The following is a 20,246-nucleotide window of genomic DNA, read 5'->3' on the forward strand; positions in this document are numbered from 1 at the left end:
TCTACCTGCAGATTCTCGCTGTCCACTCGCCACGTGTGACTACGAACTGCGGAACCCGGGGTGGAGTTGGAGGAGCTTCACCAGCGGCGGAGGCAGGGCGATGGAGCGCTTACCCTTGCCCTTCGGTTTCACGAAGGTCCAGCCGCCGGTACGGTCCGGGCAGGCCACCGCGTGCTTGGTGCAGTCCGGGGCGCAGAACTTCGGGCACGCTCCCCCGTGCTTCGTGCAGTTCTTACGGCATGCAGTAACGCAGGTGTGCCGCCGCCCCGAGGTGCGCTTGGCCTTGGGACAGTCCTTCGGACAGGGGTAGCGGTGCAGCCGAGTCCCGCAGGCGTGCGGATCTTTGCATCCGTGCTGGTAGCGCAGCCGCTTGAGCTGCCAGAAGACCCGAATCACGCCCTTGTCTAAATCCACGTACTTCCAGCGCAGGCCCAGCGACTCCGATTGCCGAAGACCCAACGCCAGGGCCACCGACCAGCGGGTGCCGTTGCGGCGATCCTTGACCACGTCGAGGATGTCTTGCGCCTCTTCCCGCAGGAGCGGCTCTATCTCGGTGTCCTCACCGGTCGGCGCGTCGATCATCTGGCAGACGTTGCGCGCGATCAGCTCTCGCCGCACCGCGAGCTTGAGCGCCCGTGACAGGATCCGGTGAATCTGCACGATCGTGTTGGGTGCCAAGCCTTCTTTGACCAGGCCGGCATAGAAGGCGTCCAAGTGCTCCGGCCGGAGCCGATCCAGCCGATGCGCCCCGAGCCGGGGAATGATCCACCACTCCACTTTCGGCCGGTAGGTGCTGTCGAGGGTCAGCCGACTGACCCGCATTGGCGCAATCTCGTCCAGGTAGATCCGCATCCACTGGCCGACCGTGGGCACCTTGCCCGCCTTGGTGGTCTTCCCCGAGTCACGCTTCTGCTCTAACTCCCGGACCTTCGCGGTCACTTCGGCTTCCGTCTTGCCCTGACGGTGGCGACGATCGGGGGTGCCGTCATCCTTGACGCCCATGGTCACCCAGCCGTGCCACTTGCCGTCCTTGCCGAGATAAATCGAGGATCGGTTGTTGGGCTTCCTGGTGGCCATCATGCCGCCTCCTGGTGAGTCAGGCCCGCCTTGGCCTCCAGGTCCCGTGCGAACTCCTCAAGCGCCCAGCGCGGAACGAGCCGGTACCCGTCATCTTTGATCGATTTGAGCTCACCCGTCTTGATCAGCCGGAACACCCGTGTACGGCTCATCCCGAGAATCACGGCCGCATCCTTGGGGCGATAGAACAGAGGTTCCATATCAGGCCGCCTCTCCGATTGCCGAAAGATTCTGGGCGGGCTGTCCCTCTGCTCTGGCCTGGAGTTCGAGGAGCCGGGCACGGGTGCGCTGGCGGTCGGCCACGGCGCGCAGCAGCCGTTTGGCCAACGGAGTACGGGTCGGGTCCTTGCTGGAGACCGGCTTCCAGACGTAGCGGTGCGGGTCCGCCTGGGCGGGGTCGTCGGCCAGGCCGAGCGCACTCAGGACCCAGGCCCGCCGGTCGGCCTTGTGCTCCGCCAGGGTCTTGTTCGACCACTTCCGCGAGACCAGGACCCGCCGGCCCGCATAGCCCAGGTGTTCGGGCTTGTGCGCCTTACCTCGGCACCGGCCCGGTGCCATGCCCGATTTGGCGCCCTTGGGCTGCACGCCGTACCGGAGCCAGTTCGGGCAGGCCGGCGAGCAGGGTTCGTAACGGAGCGCTTCCACCAGCCGGGCCGCGTGGTCCCTCCGGGCGGCATCGTCGGTGTCGAGGGTGTCGCCGAGGCTCTTGGTCAGGTACTTGGACAGGTAGCGGATGCACTGGTCGGCGTCCGGAGTTCCAGCGAGCACGCCTTGGACGTCGACCTGGTCGCCAAAGCGGATCACGTGCAGAGGTTCGGCCTCGTCGTCCTGGTCCAGTTGGTCGAGCGCTTCGTCCCAGGTGGGCAGGATCTCGCCGGTCTCGGGGTCGAGGTAGTCACCGTCCTGACCGTCCGGATAGGTCGCGTTGTCAGGCAGTTCTGCCCGCGGAGTCCACACGGGCAGGTGCTCGCCCTCGAAGCGGACCTCATCGACCGCCGGCCACCACACCTGATGGTAGGTCGCGGCAGCGATGGCCTTGATCTCCGCTCTCGGGAGAGTGCCCCGGATCGCCATATGCAGGTGCGGCGCGAGCCGCTTCTGAGGCTCCACGGTGGCGAAGTACTGCACGTCGAACCCGGCGACCCGGCGGAGGTTCTGCACGAACCGATCGACCAGCTTGGAGAAGTGCAGGGCGTCCCGTGCGGCCCGCGCGTAGTCGTACGTGCTCGGGTCGACCGGCACTCCCTGACCGGCCCGAATCCTGCCGTACGACGGGAGGGTGAGCGTGATGAACATCGACGGCCGGTAGACCTTCCCATCCGCCCCAGTAAAGGCCCGGCCGAGCGTGGTCGGGCTCATCGCCCGCCGGGGCAGGTCCGGGGCGTCCTGTCGGCGCCGGGTGGAGCGGGAGCGCTTGGCGACTGTACGGCCGGAGAGATTGCCGCGCATCCCGGCCACGTTGATCTCGGCATCGATCTCGGCGATCGCCTCATCCCAGTCGGTGACCTCCTCCACGTCGCCAACGCGCTCAGCGTGATCACGCTTCGCTTGGACGTCGGCGCGAAACTCGATCAGCCAGCGCTGATCCTCGGTGGCGGGGTCCGGTGCGGTGACGGGTTCGGCTTCCAGGTGCCAGCCCTCACGGCACTGGGCCATGCGCAGGTAGCGGTTGCGCTTGGCACACGGCGGACACTTGGCCTCCTGGGTGGCTCCGCACGGGATGTCGAAGGGCTCTTCCCGGCCGGTGACGAGGTCGAGGCGGCGCATCTCGATGGGACGGATGCACACGCCGTTGAGCTTGGCCACCTCGACCGCCACATCCAGGGCCAGCGGCATCCGGGCGCGTACAGCGCGGGCCAGCCGGGGATGGGAGGCGTCTGCCGGGGCGGTCGGGTCAATGGTCGGAGGAGTCGACGGGACAAGGGCAGAGGTGTGGATCACATGGCCTCCTTCCGGGTGTCCAGGTCGGCGCACAGCCGGTAGGCGTCGCTGTAGGGGTCTTTGCGCAAGTGAGCAGTGTCCAGGTTGATGATCAGGACTACTTCGCCCATGTCGCAGCCGTCGAAGGTCCGCAGTCGACGGAAGGGCAGCGCGTTGATCTCGGCGGCGGTGCCGTGAATGGTGATCCTCATCAGACCGCGCCCTCCGTCTCGAACAGCGCGGCCATGTCGCGGATATCGGCGTCGGAGACATAGGCGGCGCGGACCCGGATCGGGTCGGGTGAGGTCTCCAGGCGCATGTAGCCGACCCCCGCGCCCTCTTCGGGGACCGATGAGATGTGGTCGGCCAGCGCGCCTCGGTCCCGGGCGCCGTCGCCGAGGACCATGTCCACCTGTTCGGACTCGTCCAGTCGAAGCGCGATCTTGTCGGGGAACAGGTTGCGGATGGTCAGGACGTCCTTGCGTGGGTCCTGGAGGGCGGCCAGGACGCCGAAGCCAACCGCGCGTCCCTGGGTGGTGAGGGTGGCCAGTGCCGCCATGATGCGCTGTTTCAAGGTCCGGTCGTTCTGGTAGGCGGTCAGGAAGGCCACCTCGTCGACCACGATGAGGATGAATGGGTCTTCGACGGTGGGGATGTGCTCGCGCTGGACTCCGGCGAACTTCGCGGCGCGCTTCTGCATCAGGGACACGGCCTCCTCCAGCAGGTCGGCGCACTCCTCCGGGGTGGCGGCATAGTGGCCCTCGAAGATGGCCCGTCCGAAAGACAGCTCCATGAGCTTGGGATCCAGCCCCCAGACCTGGGCCACGCCGGTCCAGATGGCCGGAATCAGGGCGCGGATGACCGACCACAGGATGGAGCCCTTGCCGGCCCCGGTCGCACCGGCCACCAGCACATGCGTGCCGTGGATCTTCAATCGCCAGGGGCGGCCGTCCTCGCAGATGCCGATCTCCAGCGGCCCGACCGAGACCGTCGTGGGTAACGCGATGGCCGGTAAGGGCACGGCCAGCGGGTCGCGCCGGGGGAAGGTCAGTAGCAGGCGGCCGGCACGGGCGACGGAGACGCGGCATGAGGTGGCGCCGAAGCCATGGGCCAGGTGCTCGATGCGGTCGGCCCAGTCGGTGACGGCTTGGCCGGTGAGCATCTTGACGCTGACCAGGTCCGCCCAGGAGGTACAGCGCACGCGCATCAGGTGGGGGACGTAGTCGCGGCCCTGGAGGTGGCGGGCCAGTCCGGAAACGGTCATGACCGCGTGCCAGTGCCGTCGGTAGACCCAGATCAGTCGCCAGAAGGCCAGCAGCCGCCAACCGATCCAGGCGTTGAAGGACTCCCGGTTGAACAGTGCCCATGGGATGAGCACCGACAGGGGAACCCAGGTGACTATCAGGGCGATGCGCCAGCCGTACTGCCAGGCCACCACGGAGGGGATGGTGAACACGGCTACGGCGACGGGGTGACGCCAGATGAGACGGGCGAGCCCGACCAGCAGGCGACCAATGAAGATCGCGATGGTGACGGCGGCCGGGGTGCGGACGACCGCCGGGCGGAAGACCACGGCGGTATCAGGGGTGGTGGAGACGAGGTTGCGTGTCTCGTCCCCGGGCAGTCGCTTGAACATTAGACTTCGGCTCTCTCTGTGATTCGCATCTGGGGAGACGAGGGGCCGCCGGAAGGACCAGTTCCAGCGGCCCCGTTTTCGTGTGTCAGGCCGCGATGTCCTTGCCGGCCGGAACCTGCTTGGCCGGGGAACCGGCACGCGGGGCGCGCATGACGGTGGCCCGGATGGAGTAGGCCAGGCGACCGGCCTGGGAGACGTACGGCGTGACGCTCATGCCGTCGAACTCGACCGGCGTGAAGGGCAGGCCCGGCAGCGGCGGCGGAGGCACCGGCTGCACCGGGGACAGGATCTTGACCGCCACGGTCTTCTGTCCGGCCTTGAGCGCCGGATCGGCGTCCATGACCGGGACCTGCCAGACGAGTTCTCCGGTGGTCTTGTCCTTGGCGTAGACGGTGCGGCCGTTGGTCGAGGCGTCGAAGTCCTTGACCTGCTCGACCTCGCCGACGATGTAGCAGCCATGCGGGAAGACCTGCTCGAAGGTGATGGGGATGGGTCCTTGGAGTGCCATGATGTACTCCTGTCGTCTACTCGTTAACTCGTATTGTCGTGTTGAAGCTAACTCTGCAACGCTTGCTCGACAAGACGAGTTTCCGAGATGCTATGTGATCTGAATCACATCTCTTGCAGGCGAAGAGGTTGGGGAGCTACACGGCTCTGAGCAGGCTCCCATTGATCAGTAGGGTGGAAGCCGTGGTAGATGAAGAGAGACAGCGCCTCTCCCCTACCCATCCTTCTCAGTGGCGGAATGTCTACGACTTCCTGGAGCAGGTCAGACTTCGTCCGGGGATGTGGATCCGTGGCGGCTCTCTTCGAGACCTGGAGTCCATGTTGGTGGGGTATCGCCTCGCTTTGGATGTCCATGGCATCGACGAGCCGTTCGACTTCTGGCCGGATGGGCCGTTCTCCCGTTGGCTGGACCGTTACGGGCGATCTAGTGCGTTGGGGTGGGCGGCCGAGATCGAGCGCCAGGTAGAGCCGGGCACTACTCCCTTAGAAGCGTTCTTCGCCTACCTGGACGAGTATCGGGCTGAGAAGCAGGCGGCCGACGTGGCCGGAGGTAGCCAAAGGCCCGACAACGACTGATCTCGAAGGGGGCAGACGTCGTCCGTCAAAGGCTGTAGGCGTCTTCCAACTCGTGCAGCGTGCCCGGAAGCGCGACCTCAATGATCAGCACCGGACGGCCGGACCCGTCGAAGATGCGCGACAGCACAGCCAGGACGGCAGCGGTCTTGGCCAGCCCGAGCGCCTTGATCTCCTCAGGCAGCGGATGCCGGGCGGCCAGGCGCTCGATGACGTGGTCCAGCTTCACGCCCTTGATCCGTTGCATGTGCTGCCGTACTCCCACGGTCAACGGCTCCCCGCCACCGAGGTCGGTCCCTTCGGCCAGCTCGATCGGGCACCAGAAGGTGACCAGCTCACACGGCTTTCCCGCATCGGCGAACAGCACCCGGCGCGTCACGACCGGGGCGCCCTCCGGCAGCGACAACAGCGCCGCCACATTGGCCGGGGCCGGACGAGAGCCCGCTTCCAGGATCGTCGCGCCCTCGCGCGTCTCGACACGGTCCAGCACCGCGCGCCCCGGGCGGGAGGAGTCCTCTTCGGCCGCCGGCGGAGCGGGCTTCACGAACGACCCCTTGCCATGCTCCCGATCGATCACACCTCGGAGCTGCAAAACCTGAAGTGCCCGCACGACGGTTGGACGGGAGACGGCGAACTCGCGAACCAGTTGAGTCTCTGAAGGCAGTTGGGAGCCGGGCGGGTAGGTGCCATCAGCGATCTTGCGCCGGATCGCCTGCACGATCTGGGCGTACTTCGGCGGCGCGTACTCGTCATCAGAGATCGACATGACAACAACCCAACTACTCGACTTATCGTCAGCATAGAGATCCACGAGGGTGTTGCCTAGCCTGCCGGATGCACCGACGGTGAGTACAGCGGTACGCGACGCATGGCCCCCTCCACTTCTCGGCCAGGTCGGCCGCACCGCCGTACCCGTCTAACGAACGCGTCCGATCAGCAGATCAGCCCAGATGGCCCGAGCTTCCCGCAGAGGCCACGGCCGGCTTTCGGACACCTGGTGTCCGTCGTCACGCTGGACCGTACGCCGGATGAATCCCAGCCCCGCGCCCGCACGCAGCTCGTAGATCACTGAGCGGCACACGCACGTCCACGCCACCGGCCGCACCCGCTCCAGCACCGGGTACGGCTCCCGCCACTCCAGGCGCACGCAATCCCGCTGGACCATGGCGATGTGCGGGCTGATCCCCGCGCAGTCATCGAGGGGAAGCATCGTTCGCCTCCGTGAGCGCTGCGGGCAGCGGATGCGTCCTGGCCAGTTCGGCATACCGGAAGGCGATCCGACGCGCGGCCCGTCCCGGTTCCATGGCTGTGTGCCAGGCGTAGACGGCCCGGCCCCGCCGTATGTCCCGGCCACCGGTACGCCACCAGAACCGGTGCCCGTCGGACCAGACCACCAACCCGGCCCAGACCGACACCACGGCGAGCCCGTACCCGTCGCTGACATCGGCCGTGATGTCCAACCTGCTCAGCTCGTCGCGCAGGCACTTCGCGGCGTCCACGGCCGAGAATGCCCCGTCCCCCGGTTGCGATGCCTGCACCAGCCCGTTCATGCCCGACTCCGCGCTCACGCCGCCGCAGGGAAACCGAGTCCCTGACACGTCGAGCAGATGTCCCGCACGCGCGGCAAGGGCGGTACCGGACCGGCAGGGCTGGCGATCAGCGCCCGCCGGAAGCTGACGTACTTCCAGCCGCGTCCCTCGCAGGCGAAACACGACCGCTCGACCTGTTCACCGCTCTGATCGCTTCTCATGCATTCCAGCGTCGTTAGCTGCGACGCTTACGCCCATTCCTCGGCGGTATCCCTTGACGGGATAGGTCATCGACGGGTCAGGATGGGATCACCGCGCGACCTCGGATCCCCCGCGAAGGGACATGGCCCCGATGCCCGAGATTCCCGGCTCCATCTGGCACCGGCCCGACATGCTGGCCGCGCTGCGGGCACGCGACATCGGCCGGGTCTTCCACCTGGTGCGCCAGTACGCCGGAGTGTCGCAAACCGCCATCGGCAGCATGATCGGCATGAGCCAGGGCAAGGTCAGCGGCATCATGAGCGGCAGCCAGCAGGTGATCGCACTGGAGGTCTTCGAGCGCATCGCCGACGGCTTGGACATGCCGGACGCCGCCCGGCTGGCTCTGGGTCTTGCTCCCCGTACGGCCTCAGTTCCGGCTATCCCCTCCCGGGATGACCACCGCTGGCAGACGCCGATCTTCCCGGCCTCGTCTCGTAGCGTGGAGTCCGTCCAGCGAGGGGAGGACGAGACCGCCGTGCGACGTCGCGAATTCGTCGGTCTGGCCGGGGCCGCGCTGTTCGGAGCCGTCATCTCCGACGGTGCTCCGGCCGCCGAGCCCGTATCCGGCATCGAGGACCTGGCCGCCGCGCTGACCGAGTATCCGCTGTCGGCTCCCAGTGCTCCGGAGCTCGCTTCCTTGGCCGCCGCCGTTGCCCAAGCCAAACAGGACTACCAGGCGTGCCACTACGGCGAGGTGCTGACCGCCCTTCCCGCGCTGCTGCGCTCTCTGCGCGCCGCCTGCACCGCGCTGGACGGTGACGACCGGTTGAAGGCCCACGCGCTGTCGGCCGAGGCGTACCACGTGGCCGCCTCCATCATGCTCAAGCAGGAAGACAAGGGCCTGGCCTGGCTGGCAGCCGACCGCAGCGTCCAAGCCGCTCACCTGTCCGAAAGCCCGTTGATGATCGGCTCCAGCGCACGCATCATCACCCACGCCCTCATGGACGGAGGCCACCACCGAGCCGCCGCCAGCAACGCCAGCACCGCCGCCCAACGCATGGACACCCACCTTGCCCGGCCCTCCGACGATGAGCTGTCGATCTATGGCGCGCTGCTGCTCCGGGGCGCCATCGCCGCCGCCCAGCACGGCCACCGCCCCACCGCCACCGAACTGCTGGACGAGGCCGAGCAGGCCGGCCACCGCCTCGGACATGAGGGCAACCACATGTGGACCGCCTTCGGCCCCAACAACGTGCTGTGTCACCGAGTCAACGCCGCTCTCACCATGGGTGATGCAGGAAGCGCGATCGACTACGCCCGCCGGGTGAACATCGACGCCCTGCCGATCAACGAACGCAAGGCCACGCTCCTGCTCGACACCGCCCGCGCCTTCCTGATGTGGGGCAAGCACGATCGAGTCCTGCACATCCTGCGTGCCGCCGAGCAGATCGCCCCTGAGGAGATCACCGGCCGTCCCGCCACGTTACGGTTGGTCCGAGATCTACTGATCACCGCGCCGATCAGCGTCCGCCGCGAGGCCCGCGAGTTCGCCGACGCCCTGGGAGTCAGCGCATGAACCGGACCGGCAAGGTCCTGTACGTCATCGTGTGCGCCGCCGGCCCCGCCGCCGAGGTCGGCCGCCTGGTCGCCATGGCCCAGGACGAGGGCTGGATCGTGCAGGTCATCGCCACCCCGTCCGCGCTGGACTTCATCGACGTCGACGCGCTGGAGAAGCAGACCGGCCGCCCGGTGCGCAGCCGCTACCGCAAGCCGGGTGAGCCCAGGTCTCCGAGGGCCGATGCCATCATCGTGGCGCCGGCCACCTACAACACCATCAACAAATTCGCGCAAGGCATCGCCGACACCTACGCCCTCGGCATCCTGGCCGAAGCCCCCGGCTTAGGCATCCCCGTGGTGGTGCTGCCCTTCGTCAACACCGCGTTCGCCTCCCGCGCCCCGTTCCGCCGCAGCGTCGAACAGCTCCGCGCCGAAGGCATACACGTCCTACTTGGCCCCGGTCAGTTCGAGCCTCATGTTCCTAGTTCTGGAGCCGACCGCACCAATGCCTACCCCTGGCACTTAGCTCTGAAGCAGCTCACCGATTCCTAGCCTCGGTCAAGGATGACCGCCATGACACCGGCCAGGCCAGAAAACGTCGAGCCAATACATGCCAGGGTCGCTACTCGCTCCTTGGGAGAGATCCAGAGACCTCGATTCCATTCCTTGAGGCGGTCACGACCAAGCCTTCGCGTGAAATTCTGTCGCTTATGTTCTCGCACCTGATTGCAGCCAAACAACAGCCCCTTGGCGTTGTTCCTGCAAGGCCCTTGCCTGCCTCGCGCACCGCATGTACGAGGAACACGGAAGAGGAAGTAGATAATCGCTAACACAGATCCAATGATCAGCAGAGGGGCGACCTCCCCCTTGTCATCGGCAGCCCACCAGCCCCAGATAAGGGCAAGCAGAACGCCATAACCCCAGTATTTACTGATGAAACTCTGCTTCTTCCTCGCCACGTTTGGAACGTACCGAACGAAAAAGGGAACGACTAGGAAGAAGCAGGTTCCCACCCAGTTAGGCAACTCTGCATTGACAGCCGTACCGCCACAGGCTCTACACAGCTTGGATCATTGCCGAATTGGTCTTATATGAATCAAGGGCGGCAGCGCGTCGCGCCGCCGCCACGGCCCCCGCTCTGCGGGAACCGTCCGGGCATGCGGCCTGGGGGCCGGTCCCGGCCGGACCCGCCCGCGGGGCCGCCCGCCGCACACCCGCCACACCGTACCCAACGAACCCGCCGTACAGGGTCCGCGACGCCGCCCAAAGTCGCTCTGACCACCGGCCCCAGCCGCTACGCGGCGCCCTTCGGATCGACGTCGGCAGCTCCGCTCCCGGCCGGTGATCTCCTCCCCCGCAAACCCATGTCCTACGATCAACCGCTATGACGACGTCCCTGAAGGACCGCCTCAAATTCCTTCCCATGACAGCGTGGATCTTCCCGACCATCAGCAGTTTCGCGCTGGTCTCCAACTTCCCCGACGAAGGTGCGCCGGTTACCGCGCAAACACTGTTCATGATTGCGATAGCAGTCGTCGTCACCCTCGGGGGAGTCATCGCGGTCCTCTCCGGAATCATGTCCGCACTTGTCGCGCGGCTCGATGAGGGAGAAGACGCCTCCGGCGGGGGCACTCAGCTCCGGGATGATCGTCCGAGCGAGCCTGTAGAACCGTAGAGGGCTGAGGTGGAAGCCTGATCGTCCCGCCTGCCACATCCCAGGCAGAGCCCAGCAGCCCGACTCCTCCGGCTCAAGCCCGTCTGTGCTCGTTGGCATCCAATGATCGAGGAACGGCGAGCGGTGAAGGTACACGCGAAGACGGGCCTGACCCTCCGTCGTCGGCCCGCTGCCCTACGGGTGGGACGAGGCAGACGGGAAGATCAGACGGGCAGGCTGTATGCAGGTGCGTAACCGCATCCTCCGGCACCGGATCGTAGTTCATCGCGTTGGAACATTCAGATGAAAGCTGCGGACTTGAAGCCCTTTCCAGCGCCCGGTCCCGAACCGTATCTTCATCCACATGACTACTGTCGAGATCACGTGCACCTTTTTCCTGCTGGCAGTGGCCATCACGCTCGTGTTAAGGGCTCGGCAACCCGACCGGACTCCCGCCGACCGAAAGCGAACACGCAGTTGCGTGATCATGATGCTCGCCTTCTGGTTTGGCGCCCTCCTCTACACGAGACTCTTCTTGTGGGTCACGGTCTAGCTCCAGCGAAGCGTTCGACAACACGACGTGCCCGCCGTGTCCTGTCAGGAAGGTGACCAAGGGGAACAACCGGGGAATGACGGGGAGCCGGAGCACTTCTCCGCAGGTCAGCGTTTCGCCAGCTCGGAGACCAAGCGCGCTAGAGGCTTCCCAAGCTGATGGCTTCAATCCACCGGGCGGGACAGCTTCGGGTAGTACAAGACCTCCACGAACATGATCCGTTCCTCGACGACGTCCAGGATCAGATCACCTTTCCGTGGGGTCAGCGGCACGCATCTGTGCCCCGGACCGTACGCCCCGTCCGGAGGTTCGGCCGTGTAGAAGCTCTGACAGAAGTCGTCACCGCATCCGCACTCTTCATAAAACCGGATGCCCTGGGCGAAGACGGCGAGGTCTTCCTCTTCTTCTTCTCTCAGGCACGCAATGAGCTCCGTGATGAGATAGGGAACAACTCACGTACGAGTGGCCGATCGGTCTGGCTCATGCCGCACAGTCTCCCAGTCCTCCTCAGAAGTGCCAGCAAGATCCGGACTATGCGCGGAACACCTCCCCTGATCAAGGGCGAAACGGCCCCGAAGCCTCAGCTCAGAGGACTGAACATGTCGTAAGAAGCCCTCCTCTTTTGATCGGTAGGTTCCGTGGGCTGCGCCTCGGGTGCCTACCGCTCCCCCTCCAAGCTCCGTGAGACCATTCAAAGTGGGTAAGTTACCGTCAGCGTCCGTGGAGGCCGAGGAGTCCAGAGCGATGTTCGCCGCTATGGTCATTGTGTACGCGATACCTATTGTTGTTGTCGTGGTATCCCTCTTCGTGACTTCCCGTAGCTTTCGGCGCAAGATCCTCTACTTGTCCACCTCCCTCGTCGCCATGGCCACGGTGCCAGTGGTCGCTTGGGCGATCGTCCCGAGGGATTGGGGCTTCTGGCTCTTCTTCGTTTTCCCCGCCGCGCTCATCACAGGGATACGACTCATCGTGGCGGTCGCTCTTGGCCCTACGGAGACAGCTCAGTGACCGGTCACAGAGTTGCAGTTCGAGTTGCAGTTCAGGACCGTTCACAGCCGTCCAGGGTGGGCCACTCATAGCCTCTGGTCTGCAATGAACCATCCGGAACTGATCGAATCCGAGCTTTTAATCCGTAGGTTCTGGGTTCGAGTCCCAGGCGCCCTACCACTCGCACCCCGTCTGACCTGTGATTTCTCGGTCCAGACGGGCTCTGCGCGAGCCGCAGAACGGCGATGTTTGCTCCATGTTTGCTCGCGGGCACGGACCGGGCACGCGGTAGATCGTTTAGAGCCGTTTCTTCAGGTCAGACCCCACAGACGGGCACCGGAAGACCACGGCAGAAGACCCCGCCGGGCCGCCACGCCCGGAAAAGCCATGACGGCGGCCGAGCCTTGTCCAAGCCGCCGCTTCTCCAGACGGCGGGCTCTGCGGCCAGGGAGGGCGAGTAATCCACAGGTTGTGGACCTGTACCGCTTCAAAATTCATCGCATAGGGCTTGAGCTGGGAGTTCTCCAGAGCGGCTACGCGGCTCGGTGGTACTCGTTGATCAGCCCGCCGAGCACTCTCCGGCGTTCGATCCGGTCTTCCAGCGGTACGACGGTCGGCTCGTCGTGATCGGGTGGCCGCTGCGCGCGGGACTGGTGCGGCCGGTGGCCGTTGTAGTGATCGGCGTACTCGGCCAGCACCGAGCGCAGGTGCCGTTCGTTGGAGATCAGCAGGCGGTCGGTGCACTCGGCCCGTACGGTACGCACCCACCGCTCGGCATAGCAGTTCGCCCGCGGCGTCCGCGGCGGGATCTTCACCACCGTCACGCCCTCGCCGGCGAAGACCGCGTCGAAGACAGCGGTGAACTTGGTATCCCGGTCGCGGATGAGGAAGCGGAAGGAGCCGATCCGGCCGCCGAGGTCCATGAGCAGGTTACGAGCCTGCTGGACCGTCCACGCTCCGGTCGGGTTGGCTGTCACGCCGAGGATGTGCACGCGCCGGGTCGCCACTTCCATGACGAACAGCACGTACAGGCGCTTCAAGGAGATCGTGTCGATGTGGAAGAAGTCGACGGCCAGCAGCCCTTTCGCCTGGGTGCGCAGGAACGTTCGCCAGCAGGTGTCGGCATCTCGGGGCGCCGGGCCGAAGCGCCGGCCCCGCAGGATCCGCCGCACGGTCGCCTCGCTCACGCGGTAGCCGAGCCCGACCAGCTCGCCGTGCACCCGGCGATATCCCCAGGCCGGGTTCTCCCGCGCCAGGCGCAGCACCAGGTCCCGGATCTCCCTGCTCGTCCTCGGGCGGCCGGACCGGCTCGGATACGTCCACCGGCGTCGTACCAGGCGACGGTGCCAGGCCAGCAGGGTGCCCGGCGTCACCAGCCGATGCGCGCGCAGGGCAGAGGGCAAGAACCGCGCCAGCGCGGCCAGGACCGCTCGATCGGCCCAGTCCGGCTTCGGCCGGGCGACCTGACGGCGCAGCACCGCCACCTCGTGCCGGAGCACCATGATCTCGGCATTCTTGGAAGCTTGACGTCGGCCCAGTAGCGCCAGCCAGCCGAACAACCGAATCATGATCAGATACAGGAGACGGAGAGACACAAGAACCGATCTTGCCCGTCCCGCCGCATCAGGTCGATTCGCAGGTCAAGCGCCTGCAACGACTTTTGAAGCGGTACACGATTAATAGTCACCGATTTACCGCCAAGGCACAGCTGATGCATTCTTGCCGGTGCGACGGATTAGGTATCTAACATGCGGTGTCCGTAGCCAGGCGTCATCGATTTCACGGCCGACCATACGACCGATAGCGACGAAGGCGGTCGTGATCATTTCCTCTGTCGGCTCCCCCTGACTTGCAGGGATGTCCCAGTCAGTCGGCATCCGCAGCCCCGCAGAATACTCCCGCAGGGGGTCAAGGGCATCTTCCATTGGTCCGGAAAATACGAGTTTTCCGTCTTTGGCGCACTCAACCAAATGATCACTGTCACTATGCCAGCTGACAGCTATTGCTCTACCGCCGTCACGCGACAGGGCTAGTAGCCTATCAATTTCCGCAACGTCCGCCCACTGGATCTGCAGTGTCAGCGTCCATCTATCGAGGTTACCTACAAGGATGATTCCTTCATCGTCTCCCGGCATGTCGTCGCCCTCAAAGCCGAGTGCGATATCCGCAAACGTGCGCTCTGCTGCACTATTTATGTCGGCACCGAGCCGTAGCGCGGTCTCCTTGACGCTTATTCCTTCGCTCCATACCGCCGCGAAACCTTCTCCGAAGGTCTCCCAATGCGATTCAAGTAGATCATATAAGTGGGTGGCGGATGTCATATCTTTGTCCGATCAGGCAGGGATGCCACCCCTCCTGAAGGAGGGGTGGCATCGGCTCAGCGGTGGACGCTTACCCAGAATGGGTCGCCGTGAAATAGGCGATAATGGGCTTCGAATAGCAGCTTGTGGGTTCCGGCATTACCGTTGTGAGTCGTATCCACAGGTCTGATAGAGAAGTTCCAGACCTGCGTTTTTGGATCATGGTCGTTGGTTCTTTGCCCCGCCCCTTCCTGGGCCGTATTGAAGGGATACTCGTCGCACTGCTTTCCTGCTTTCTGAGCCGCAGTGAAGTCCAGGTTGCAGATCCTATCCTTCATTGTCTTGTTGCGCCCCCGGGCGGAGACGCCATCATCCGTCTTGACCCTTTTGCCTAAAAAGTGCAGAGGATTACGACCCCAATGCCCGGGGAAATACTTGCCCGTGATCGGCTTGCGAGGATTGTCAGTGGTCGTTTCCTCTGGCCACGTGTCATCGGGATGCTCTCGGGTATGCCAGAGGTGTTCGGCGACGAGAGAGACAGGCTTTCGCCCGGGTTGATCGACCGCGGAAATCCGGTAGACCCTGTCGACCCGATTGAAGATGCAGCTTCCGTAATAGGCCGTATAGGTGTCCGACAGGTCACATCGCAGAGCGGGCGCCTTATCCTTGCTCTCATCCTCCGAGTCCTTTGGCATATCCCACATAGGAACGGTGGGAGTGTGGATTCCGATCCACTGGTGAACCGTGTTCCTGACGTCGAACCAGCCCTTCTCAACAGTGATATACGGCCTGATGGTGCAGTAGGAGATGCCGTCGTAGGCCTCGGACGCGGGGTCGGTTTTCACTTTCTGTGCAGCAGAGCGGTAGGTGAACCAGTACTCATCCTTCCCGGCAACCTGTGAATCTGCCTCCCACTCATCGGCATCCTTTGTGATCTTGCTGGTCGGACCGCCGTCGGCACCCCTGTGCTTACTGTTGGTCAACTTACAAGAGGCCCCATTGTCGGCACTCGACGTCGCCTTGATTTCCACGCTGACGTCAGCATCATCCGCATCCATCATCGGCGCGAAAGGAAAAGACTCCGAGTACTTTACCTTATCGATCCGCACCCATACATCGATATCTCTCGGGTGGTGTACACCAGGGTTGGTGACGTCCTGCCGAGCCACCTCCCCATTCCGCTTCCATCCTCCGATATATGACTTAATAACCGCAGTTGCCGATACGGTAACACCTCCCATCCTGGTTCTCCTGCTGTCAGAGAAGATATTCCAGCTATAGTGCCGGCTCGTGCAGTAGGTGTAGGCACGCCAGTACTCATTGACGTTGGTCGGCCCAATGGTCGACTCGGGGAACCTCTCTGCGCGAAGGTTCTCACACGCACGAGTAGAGATGCGCTGGTAGGGAAAAGCCTCGCTCGCGGCGGCAGTGGCCTGATCCGACTGCTTTTCGGTTGCCTTAGTAGCCGGAGGCGAAGCCTCCAGGTCCTTGCTCTCGGGAGTCGCCTGCTCAGAGTCCTCAGCCAAAGTGGTGATCCGGGCGTTGGTCGACGTGTAGAGGCCGTTGACGTCACCGGCTGTCAACGCATGCTGGTAGATTCGCACCTCATCGAGATCACCGACCATGCTCGTGCCCAGCGTCATGGCAGTTTCGGTGTTCCACGCCGTGAAGCTGACCGGCGCGGACTTGATGAGGGCTCCGTTGAGGTACAACGTGGCGGTCTTGGCCGCCGCGTCGTACACGCCGGACAGGTGGAACCACTCATTGACCGGTGGTTCGACGTCGGACAGCACGCCCTCGATCGTCGCATCAGCGGTGTCAGCGCTGGTGAAGGTGAACACCAGTCCGTGGTCGGCGGTGTTTCCGAGTCGGAAGGGCGCCTGGTGGGTGCCCTTCTGTTCGACGACGGTATAGTCGCCGTCCTTATCGCTCCATCGCAGCCAGGCGGCGGCGGTGAAGCTCTGGTCGGTGTGGATCACCGGTCCGGTGGTCTGGGCCAGGGGCTCCTCGCCGGGCTGGGTGACGTCGACGGTGACCTGCTGCCAGTCCGACCAGGCCGAGGAGGCCTGCTCGGTGACCGCGCGCAGGCGCCAGCGCACCTTCCACCCGTCGGTCAGCTTCCCTGCGGGGACGGTGAGGCTGGCCTGGGTGCCGGAGGCGACGTTGTCCACGCTGCCGGTCCAGATCTGGCCGCTGCCCTGCCCCGTGGATGCGGCCGGGTCGTGTTCGATCTCGGCTTCGGCCCGCAGCGCCTGGCCCATCGGGTGGGTGACGGTGGCCTGCAGCGTGGGGGTGAGTGTGGTGCTCACCGTCGCGCCGTCCACCACCTTCGACGGGGTGATGGTCAGGCCGGTGGCGGTGGGCTTGGGCAGGCTGACGGTGAAGGGCTGCCAGTCCGACCAGGCCGAGGCGGCGGTGGATGAGACCGCGCGGGCCCGCCAGCGCACCTTCCACGCATCGGCCAGCGTGTCCGCCGGGACGGCGATGGCCGCCTGGGTGCCGGCCGGGACGTTGTCGGCGCTGCCGGTCCAGATCTGGCCGCTGCCCTGCCCCGCGGGTGCGGCCGGGTCGTGCTCGACTTCGACCTCGGCGCGCAGCGCGCCGCCGGCCGGGTCGCTCACCTGGGCCAGCAGGCTAGGAGTGCGAGTGGGGGTGATGGTGGTGCCGTCCACCTGCTGGGACGGGGTGACCTGCAGCGCACCCACCGCCGGTTCGGAGACCGGGTCGGGCACATCGACGGTCAGAGTCTGCCAGTCCGACCAGGGCGAACCCAGGGTGGTGGCGGGGTTGATCGCCCGGGTCCGCCAGCGGACCTTCCAGCCGTCGGTCAGCGTGTTCGCCGGGACGGTCACGGTGGCCTGGCTGCCGGAGGCGACGTTGTCGACCGCGCCGGTCCAGACCTGCCCGCTGCCCTGCCCGGTGGCGGCGGGGTCGTGTTCGACTTCGAACTCGGTCCTCAGCGGCTGGCCAGCCGGGTCGGTGACCGTGGTGTGCAGGGCCGGGGTCAGGCTGGTGGTGACGGTTGCGCCGTCCACCTGCTGGGCGGGGGTGACCTGGAAGGAGCCGACCGCCGGGTTGGGCACATCGATAGTGGCCTGCTGCCAGGCCGACCACGCCGAGGTGCTCGACGCGGCCGCGTTGACCGCCCGGGCCCGCCAGCGGACCTTCCAGCCGTCGGCCAGTTTCCCGGACGGGACGGTGACCGTAGCCGGGTTGCCGGAGGCCACCGCGGCCGAGGCACCCGCCCAGATCTGGCCGGTGCCCTGGCCGGTGGCGGCCGGGTCGTGCTCGATCTCGAACTCACCGCTCAGGTTGCCGCCGATGACGTCGGAGACGGTGGCGGCCAGTTGCGGGGTGAGCGAGGTGGCGGTGGTGGTGGTTCCGGTGCTCTGGGCCGGGGTGATGGCCAGGGCGCTGACGGCCGGGGTCGAGGCCGGTCCGGTGGTGGTGATGGTCAGCGTCGGCGGCCGGTTGAAGTCGGAGGTCTCCTCGGCTGAGGGGAAGACCCGGTAGTTGTCGGCGGTGTTGGCCTCGTTCGGGTGACGCAGCATCAGCCCGTGGTTGGCCGCACCTGCCGCCCAGTCCTGGGCGATGCCGGTGACGTTCCACTCCAGCGGCGCCACGCCTTCACTGCAGCTTTGGCCGAACGCTTGCCTGTTGGTGGAGGCGTCCTCGGTGGTCGCGGCGGGCTTGTTGCCCCAGTGCAGGGTGTTCTCATCCCATGCCGCGGTCACCCGGCGCACCTGGGCGCCCGGTCCGACCTGGGTGCCGCAGCCGGGGGCGTCGATGTTGAGCAGCGACAGCTTGGCGTCGCTCACCGTCTGCCCGGCCAGGCTCGCGGTGTCGAAGCGCAGGTAGATCCGCGACAGCGAGCCGTACATGCGTCCGGCCGTCAGGTACCAGGCGGTCGGGTCGGCGGGCCACTCGGCGTCGCTGCTGTCGGTGACCTCCACGTCGTTGTTGAACGGCAGCGTGGTGGTCGGATCCACTCGCACCGGATACTGCGTGGCCGGGTCGGTCAGGAACGCATGGTCGGGCTTGAGCACCAGTTCGGTGCGGCCGTCCTTGACCACTACATCGGTGGCGACCTTGGCGTGCCGGGCCTTGAGTGAGCCGCCCTTGGCCAGCCGGTCCTTGGTCTGGGAGGCCTTGGAGCTCGCGTCCCACATGACCGGCTGCGGGGCCGAGGCGATCAGCTTCTTGCTCTTGCCCTGGGTCAGCAGCAGCCGCCCGCCCTTGCCCTCGGACAGGCTCAGGCCATCGGTCTGCACGCCGATGCGGATCTCCAGCGGCTTGGCGGGCCGCTCACGCAGCACCACATCGTGTCGGAACCCGGTCGGCAGCACGGTGACGACCAGGTCCGCGCCCTTACCGGCGGCGTCGGTGAAGGTGGCGGTGTTCTTGCTGATGGCCGGCTTGGGCAGCGCGGTCGGCCAGCGCAGCGCATACGACTGTCCGTCAGCGGCGGTCATGGACACAAACGCGCCTGCGCCGCCGTTGGTGATCGCTACGGCAACGTCCGAGGCGATCGCCTTCGGCTTCAGCGCCCCGTTCTGCTCGACCAGGGTGGTGTCGATCGGCACCCACTTGCCGTTCTGCCGAGTCCGCACCGGACCTGCGGCGATCTCGGTGGTGAATGTCTTTCCGTCGGGCTGGGCGTAGGTGATACTTGTTTCGGTGGTTTTCTCCGTAACTTCAATCTGCTTGCCCTGTGCGGCTGCATCGTGCAACACAGAACTGTTTTGCGCTGCAGGTTCGACGGTGTTCGTCAGTGCGTCGCCGGATTTGCCCTGCGTCCAAGTCGCTGTGCCGTTGAGCGTCGCGTGGTGTCCCCGGCCAGATGAGTCCGCTGTGATCGAGCCCGTTCCTTCGTCAAACGACCAGCTCCCATTCTCGGGGAAGACTGTGGTGAACGACCATGAGTACGGAGTCATGGTGTTCCCCTCCTGGTCGTAGGCTTCTCTAACCTCGACGGTGTACCTGGTGCCTTGAGCCAAAGGCTGCACCGGAGTGAGAACGAGCTCCTTCCGATCAGCGGACAGAGTGGGTGAGCTCTGGACCGGCGTACCTGTCGCATCGCGTAGCGATATGGCGGGCTCCCATACGGGCTCGCCGAAGACTGCCTTGACTTGAGTAGTTGTTTCGACACCCGTTGCGTCAACGGCTGGGGCCGTAGCTGTAAGTGCTGGCGGCACGGTGTCGTCAGATTCCGGCAGTCCCAGCCATTCTTCGTCCTCAGGCTGGGTTTGCAGTTCTTCCGGGCCGATTTCCTGGGGTACCTCGGGAGCCTCCCTTTCGGCAGCAGCCTGTTCGGGAGTCATGGCAGGGAAATCGGGAACTGAGGTGAAGGTCTGCTGGCTTAGCGCGCTTGCTTCTTCCCAAGTCGGTGGCGTCGTTCGTTCCGGCCCCATCTCAGCGAAGTAGAACAAGGTGTAGGTGTCGGCCTCGAAGTCGACGGTGAGGATGGGCGGGTGGGGTTGGAATTTACAGTCTTCCAGCGGCGGCGTCATGCAGCCGCCGGCCTCTCGGGGGGTGTAGCGCCGCCAGTTGCGCACTTCGGACTCGTTGCCTGCGGTGAGCTGGATGCCGTAGTTGGGCTCACCGTCGACCCACGCCTGGACGATCTCGTCGAGCGAGTGGGTCAGGTTCCAGGCGTAGTTGCATTCTTCGCTGTAGGTGCCGTACTCGGTGTCGGCGGGTGGCGTCCCGGATGCGGTGTAAAAGACAGCGGGCGTAGGTTGCCGTGTTGAAC

19 protein-coding genes are annotated in these 20,246 nt (G+C 65.4%); 5 read left to right on the plus strand and 14 right to left on the minus strand.

What is annotated here, in order from left to right; translation table 11 throughout:
* Positions 1 to 39 precede the first annotated feature (39 nt).
* From IEZ08_RS36720 to IEZ08_RS36745, 6 genes are all read right to left on the minus strand, one after another.
* Positions 40 to 1,080: a site-specific integrase gene (locus tag IEZ08_RS36720; protein ID WP_189244022.1), complete on the minus strand. Its 1,041-nt coding sequence runs from the start codon at positions 1,078 to 1,080 to the stop codon at positions 40 to 42.
* On the minus strand, positions 1,077 to 1,277 hold the full coding sequence (locus IEZ08_RS36725) for a helix-turn-helix domain-containing protein (protein WP_068927893.1): 201 nt from the start codon (positions 1,275 to 1,277) through the stop codon (positions 1,077 to 1,079). The genes IEZ08_RS36720 and IEZ08_RS36725 overlap by 4 nt, the downstream gene beginning before the upstream one ends.
* 1 nt (position 1,278) lies before the next feature.
* Positions 1,279 to 2,913, minus strand: a complete 1,635-nt coding sequence (locus IEZ08_RS36730; protein WP_068927894.1) for a replication initiator — start codon at positions 2,911 to 2,913, stop codon at positions 1,279 to 1,281.
* A 101-nt stretch (positions 2,914 to 3,014) separates the two neighbouring features.
* On the minus strand, positions 3,015 to 3,209 hold the full coding sequence (locus IEZ08_RS36735; protein ID WP_068927895.1) for a hypothetical protein: 195 nt from the start codon (positions 3,207 to 3,209) through the stop codon (positions 3,015 to 3,017).
* Positions 3,209 to 4,633, minus strand: coding sequence for an FtsK/SpoIIIE domain-containing protein (locus IEZ08_RS36740; protein WP_068927896.1), 1,425 nt, complete (start codon positions 4,631 to 4,633; stop codon positions 3,209 to 3,211). The genes IEZ08_RS36735 and IEZ08_RS36740 overlap by 1 nt, the downstream gene beginning before the upstream one ends.
* Before the next feature lie 85 nt (positions 4,634 to 4,718).
* The gene (locus IEZ08_RS36745) at positions 4,719 to 5,141 is read right to left on the minus strand and encodes a plasmid replication, integration and excision activator (RefSeq protein WP_068927897.1); all 423 of its coding nucleotides are present in this window, start codon (positions 5,139 to 5,141) and stop codon (positions 4,719 to 4,721) included.
* 182 nt (positions 5,142 to 5,323) lie between these two features.
* Between IEZ08_RS36745 and IEZ08_RS36750 the strand changes: the two genes are divergently transcribed.
* Positions 5,324 to 5,716 (plus strand): hypothetical protein, encoded by a 393-nt coding sequence (locus IEZ08_RS36750; protein ID WP_203863687.1) that lies wholly within the window; start codon positions 5,324 to 5,326, stop codon positions 5,714 to 5,716.
* Positions 5,717 to 5,741: 25 nt separating this feature from the next.
* Here IEZ08_RS36750 and IEZ08_RS36755 read toward each other — a convergent pair whose 3' ends face one another.
* The 4 genes from IEZ08_RS36755 to IEZ08_RS36770 form a co-directional block, all read right to left on the minus strand.
* Positions 5,742 to 6,479, minus strand: a complete 738-nt coding sequence (locus IEZ08_RS36755) for a GntR family transcriptional regulator (protein WP_068927898.1) — start codon at positions 6,477 to 6,479, stop codon at positions 5,742 to 5,744.
* Between the two features lie 150 nt (positions 6,480 to 6,629).
* A complete protein-coding gene (locus IEZ08_RS36760) occupies positions 6,630 to 6,923 on the minus strand; it encodes a hypothetical protein (RefSeq protein WP_068927899.1) in 294 nt (97 codons plus the stop codon).
* Complete coding sequence (locus tag IEZ08_RS36765) at positions 6,907 to 7,263, minus strand: hypothetical protein (RefSeq protein WP_068927900.1); 357 nt, start codon at positions 7,261 to 7,263, stop codon at positions 6,907 to 6,909. The genes IEZ08_RS36760 and IEZ08_RS36765 overlap by 17 nt, the downstream gene beginning before the upstream one ends.
* A gap of 14 nt (positions 7,264 to 7,277) precedes the next feature.
* Positions 7,278 to 7,463 (minus strand): hypothetical protein, encoded by a 186-nt coding sequence (locus IEZ08_RS36770; RefSeq protein ID WP_141704293.1) that lies wholly within the window; start codon positions 7,461 to 7,463, stop codon positions 7,278 to 7,280.
* 131 nt (positions 7,464 to 7,594) lie between these two features.
* Between IEZ08_RS36770 and IEZ08_RS36775 the strand changes: the two genes are divergently transcribed.
* Together IEZ08_RS36775 and IEZ08_RS36780 are read left to right on the plus strand one after the other, a co-directional pair.
* Positions 7,595 to 9,019 (plus strand): helix-turn-helix domain-containing protein, encoded by a 1,425-nt coding sequence (locus IEZ08_RS36775; RefSeq protein ID WP_141704294.1) that lies wholly within the window; start codon positions 7,595 to 7,597, stop codon positions 9,017 to 9,019.
* Positions 9,016 to 9,552 carry a flavoprotein gene (locus tag IEZ08_RS36780; protein ID WP_068927901.1) on the plus strand — a complete coding sequence of 179 codons (537 nt, stop codon included), beginning with the start codon at positions 9,016 to 9,018 and terminating at the stop codon, positions 9,550 to 9,552. The genes IEZ08_RS36775 and IEZ08_RS36780 overlap by 4 nt, the downstream gene beginning before the upstream one ends.
* Here the strand turns inward: IEZ08_RS36780 and IEZ08_RS36785 are convergent.
* Positions 9,549 to 9,959 (minus strand): hypothetical protein, encoded by a 411-nt coding sequence (locus IEZ08_RS36785; protein WP_176728631.1) that lies wholly within the window; start codon positions 9,957 to 9,959, stop codon positions 9,549 to 9,551. The two genes, IEZ08_RS36780 and IEZ08_RS36785, sit on opposite strands and share 4 nt — an antisense overlap.
* Positions 9,960 to 10,384: 425 nt before the next feature.
* Here IEZ08_RS36785 and IEZ08_RS36790 point away from each other — a divergent pair, with 425 nt between their 5' ends.
* Positions 10,385 to 10,675, plus strand: a complete 291-nt coding sequence (locus IEZ08_RS36790; protein WP_068927902.1) for a hypothetical protein — start codon at positions 10,385 to 10,387, stop codon at positions 10,673 to 10,675.
* A 1,252-nt stretch (positions 10,676 to 11,927) separates the two neighbouring features.
* A complete protein-coding gene (locus tag IEZ08_RS36795) occupies positions 11,928 to 12,215 on the plus strand; it encodes a hypothetical protein (RefSeq protein WP_141704295.1) in 288 nt (95 codons plus the stop codon).
* Between the two features lie 512 nt (positions 12,216 to 12,727).
* Here the strand turns inward: IEZ08_RS36795 and IEZ08_RS36800 are convergent.
* The 3 genes from IEZ08_RS36800 to IEZ08_RS36810 all read right to left on the minus strand — a co-directional run bounded on the left by IEZ08_RS36800 (position 12,728) and on the right by IEZ08_RS36810 (position 20,049).
* Positions 12,728 to 13,762 (minus strand): integrase core domain-containing protein, encoded by a 1,035-nt coding sequence (locus tag IEZ08_RS36800; protein WP_203863688.1) that lies wholly within the window; start codon positions 13,760 to 13,762, stop codon positions 12,728 to 12,730.
* 123 nt (positions 13,763 to 13,885) lie between these two features.
* Complete coding sequence (locus tag IEZ08_RS36805; RefSeq protein WP_189244024.1) at positions 13,886 to 14,515, minus strand: hypothetical protein; 630 nt, start codon at positions 14,513 to 14,515, stop codon at positions 13,886 to 13,888.
* 56 nt (positions 14,516 to 14,571) lie between these two features.
* The gene (locus IEZ08_RS36810; RefSeq protein WP_203863689.1) at positions 14,572 to 20,049 is read right to left on the minus strand and encodes a DNRLRE domain-containing protein; all 5,478 of its coding nucleotides are present in this window, start codon (positions 20,047 to 20,049) and stop codon (positions 14,572 to 14,574) included.
* Positions 20,050 to 20,246: the final 197 nt, after the last annotated feature.

Origin of the sequence: Planobispora rosea, from assembly GCF_014648175.1 — a bacterium.
Classification (GTDB): Bacteria; Actinomycetota; Actinomycetes; order Streptosporangiales; family Streptosporangiaceae; genus Planobispora; species Planobispora rosea.

Excerpts from the sequence above, each read along its gene's own strand:
- IEZ08_RS36770 (WP_141704293.1), bottom strand. The coding sequence starts at position 7,463 with ATGAGAAGCGATCAGAGCGGTGAACAGGTCGAGCGGTCGTGTTTCGCC.
- IEZ08_RS36755 (WP_068927898.1), bottom strand. The coding sequence starts at position 6,479 with ATGTCGATCTCTGATGACGAGTACGCGCCGCCGAAGTACGCCCAGATC.
- IEZ08_RS36765 (WP_068927900.1), bottom strand. The coding sequence starts at position 7,263 with ATGAACGGGCTGGTGCAGGCATCGCAACCGGGGGACGGGGCATTCTCG.
- IEZ08_RS36805 (WP_189244024.1), bottom strand. The coding sequence starts at position 14,515 with ATGACATCCGCCACCCACTTATATGATCTACTTGAATCGCATTGGGAG.
- IEZ08_RS36775 (WP_141704294.1), top strand. The coding sequence starts at position 7,595 with ATGCCCGAGATTCCCGGCTCCATCTGGCACCGGCCCGACATGCTGGCC.
- IEZ08_RS36725 (WP_068927893.1), bottom strand. The coding sequence starts at position 1,277 with ATGGAACCTCTGTTCTATCGCCCCAAGGATGCGGCCGTGATTCTCGGG.
- IEZ08_RS36740 (WP_068927896.1), bottom strand. The coding sequence starts at position 4,633 with ATGTTCAAGCGACTGCCCGGGGACGAGACACGCAACCTCGTCTCCACC.
- IEZ08_RS36800 (WP_203863688.1), bottom strand. The coding sequence starts at position 13,762 with ATGATTCGGTTGTTCGGCTGGCTGGCGCTACTGGGCCGACGTCAAGCT.
- IEZ08_RS36780 (WP_068927901.1), top strand. The coding sequence starts at position 9,016 with ATGAACCGGACCGGCAAGGTCCTGTACGTCATCGTGTGCGCCGCCGGC.
- IEZ08_RS36790 (WP_068927902.1), top strand. The coding sequence starts at position 10,385 with ATGACGACGTCCCTGAAGGACCGCCTCAAATTCCTTCCCATGACAGCG.
- IEZ08_RS36745 (WP_068927897.1), bottom strand. The coding sequence starts at position 5,141 with ATGGCACTCCAAGGACCCATCCCCATCACCTTCGAGCAGGTCTTCCCG.
- IEZ08_RS36760 (WP_068927899.1), bottom strand. The coding sequence starts at position 6,923 with ATGCTTCCCCTCGATGACTGCGCGGGGATCAGCCCGCACATCGCCATG.
- IEZ08_RS36720 (WP_189244022.1), bottom strand. The coding sequence starts at position 1,080 with ATGATGGCCACCAGGAAGCCCAACAACCGATCCTCGATTTATCTCGGC.
- IEZ08_RS36735 (WP_068927895.1), bottom strand. The coding sequence starts at position 3,209 with ATGAGGATCACCATTCACGGCACCGCCGCCGAGATCAACGCGCTGCCC.
- IEZ08_RS36730 (WP_068927894.1), bottom strand. The coding sequence starts at position 2,913 with ATGCCGCTGGCCCTGGATGTGGCGGTCGAGGTGGCCAAGCTCAACGGC.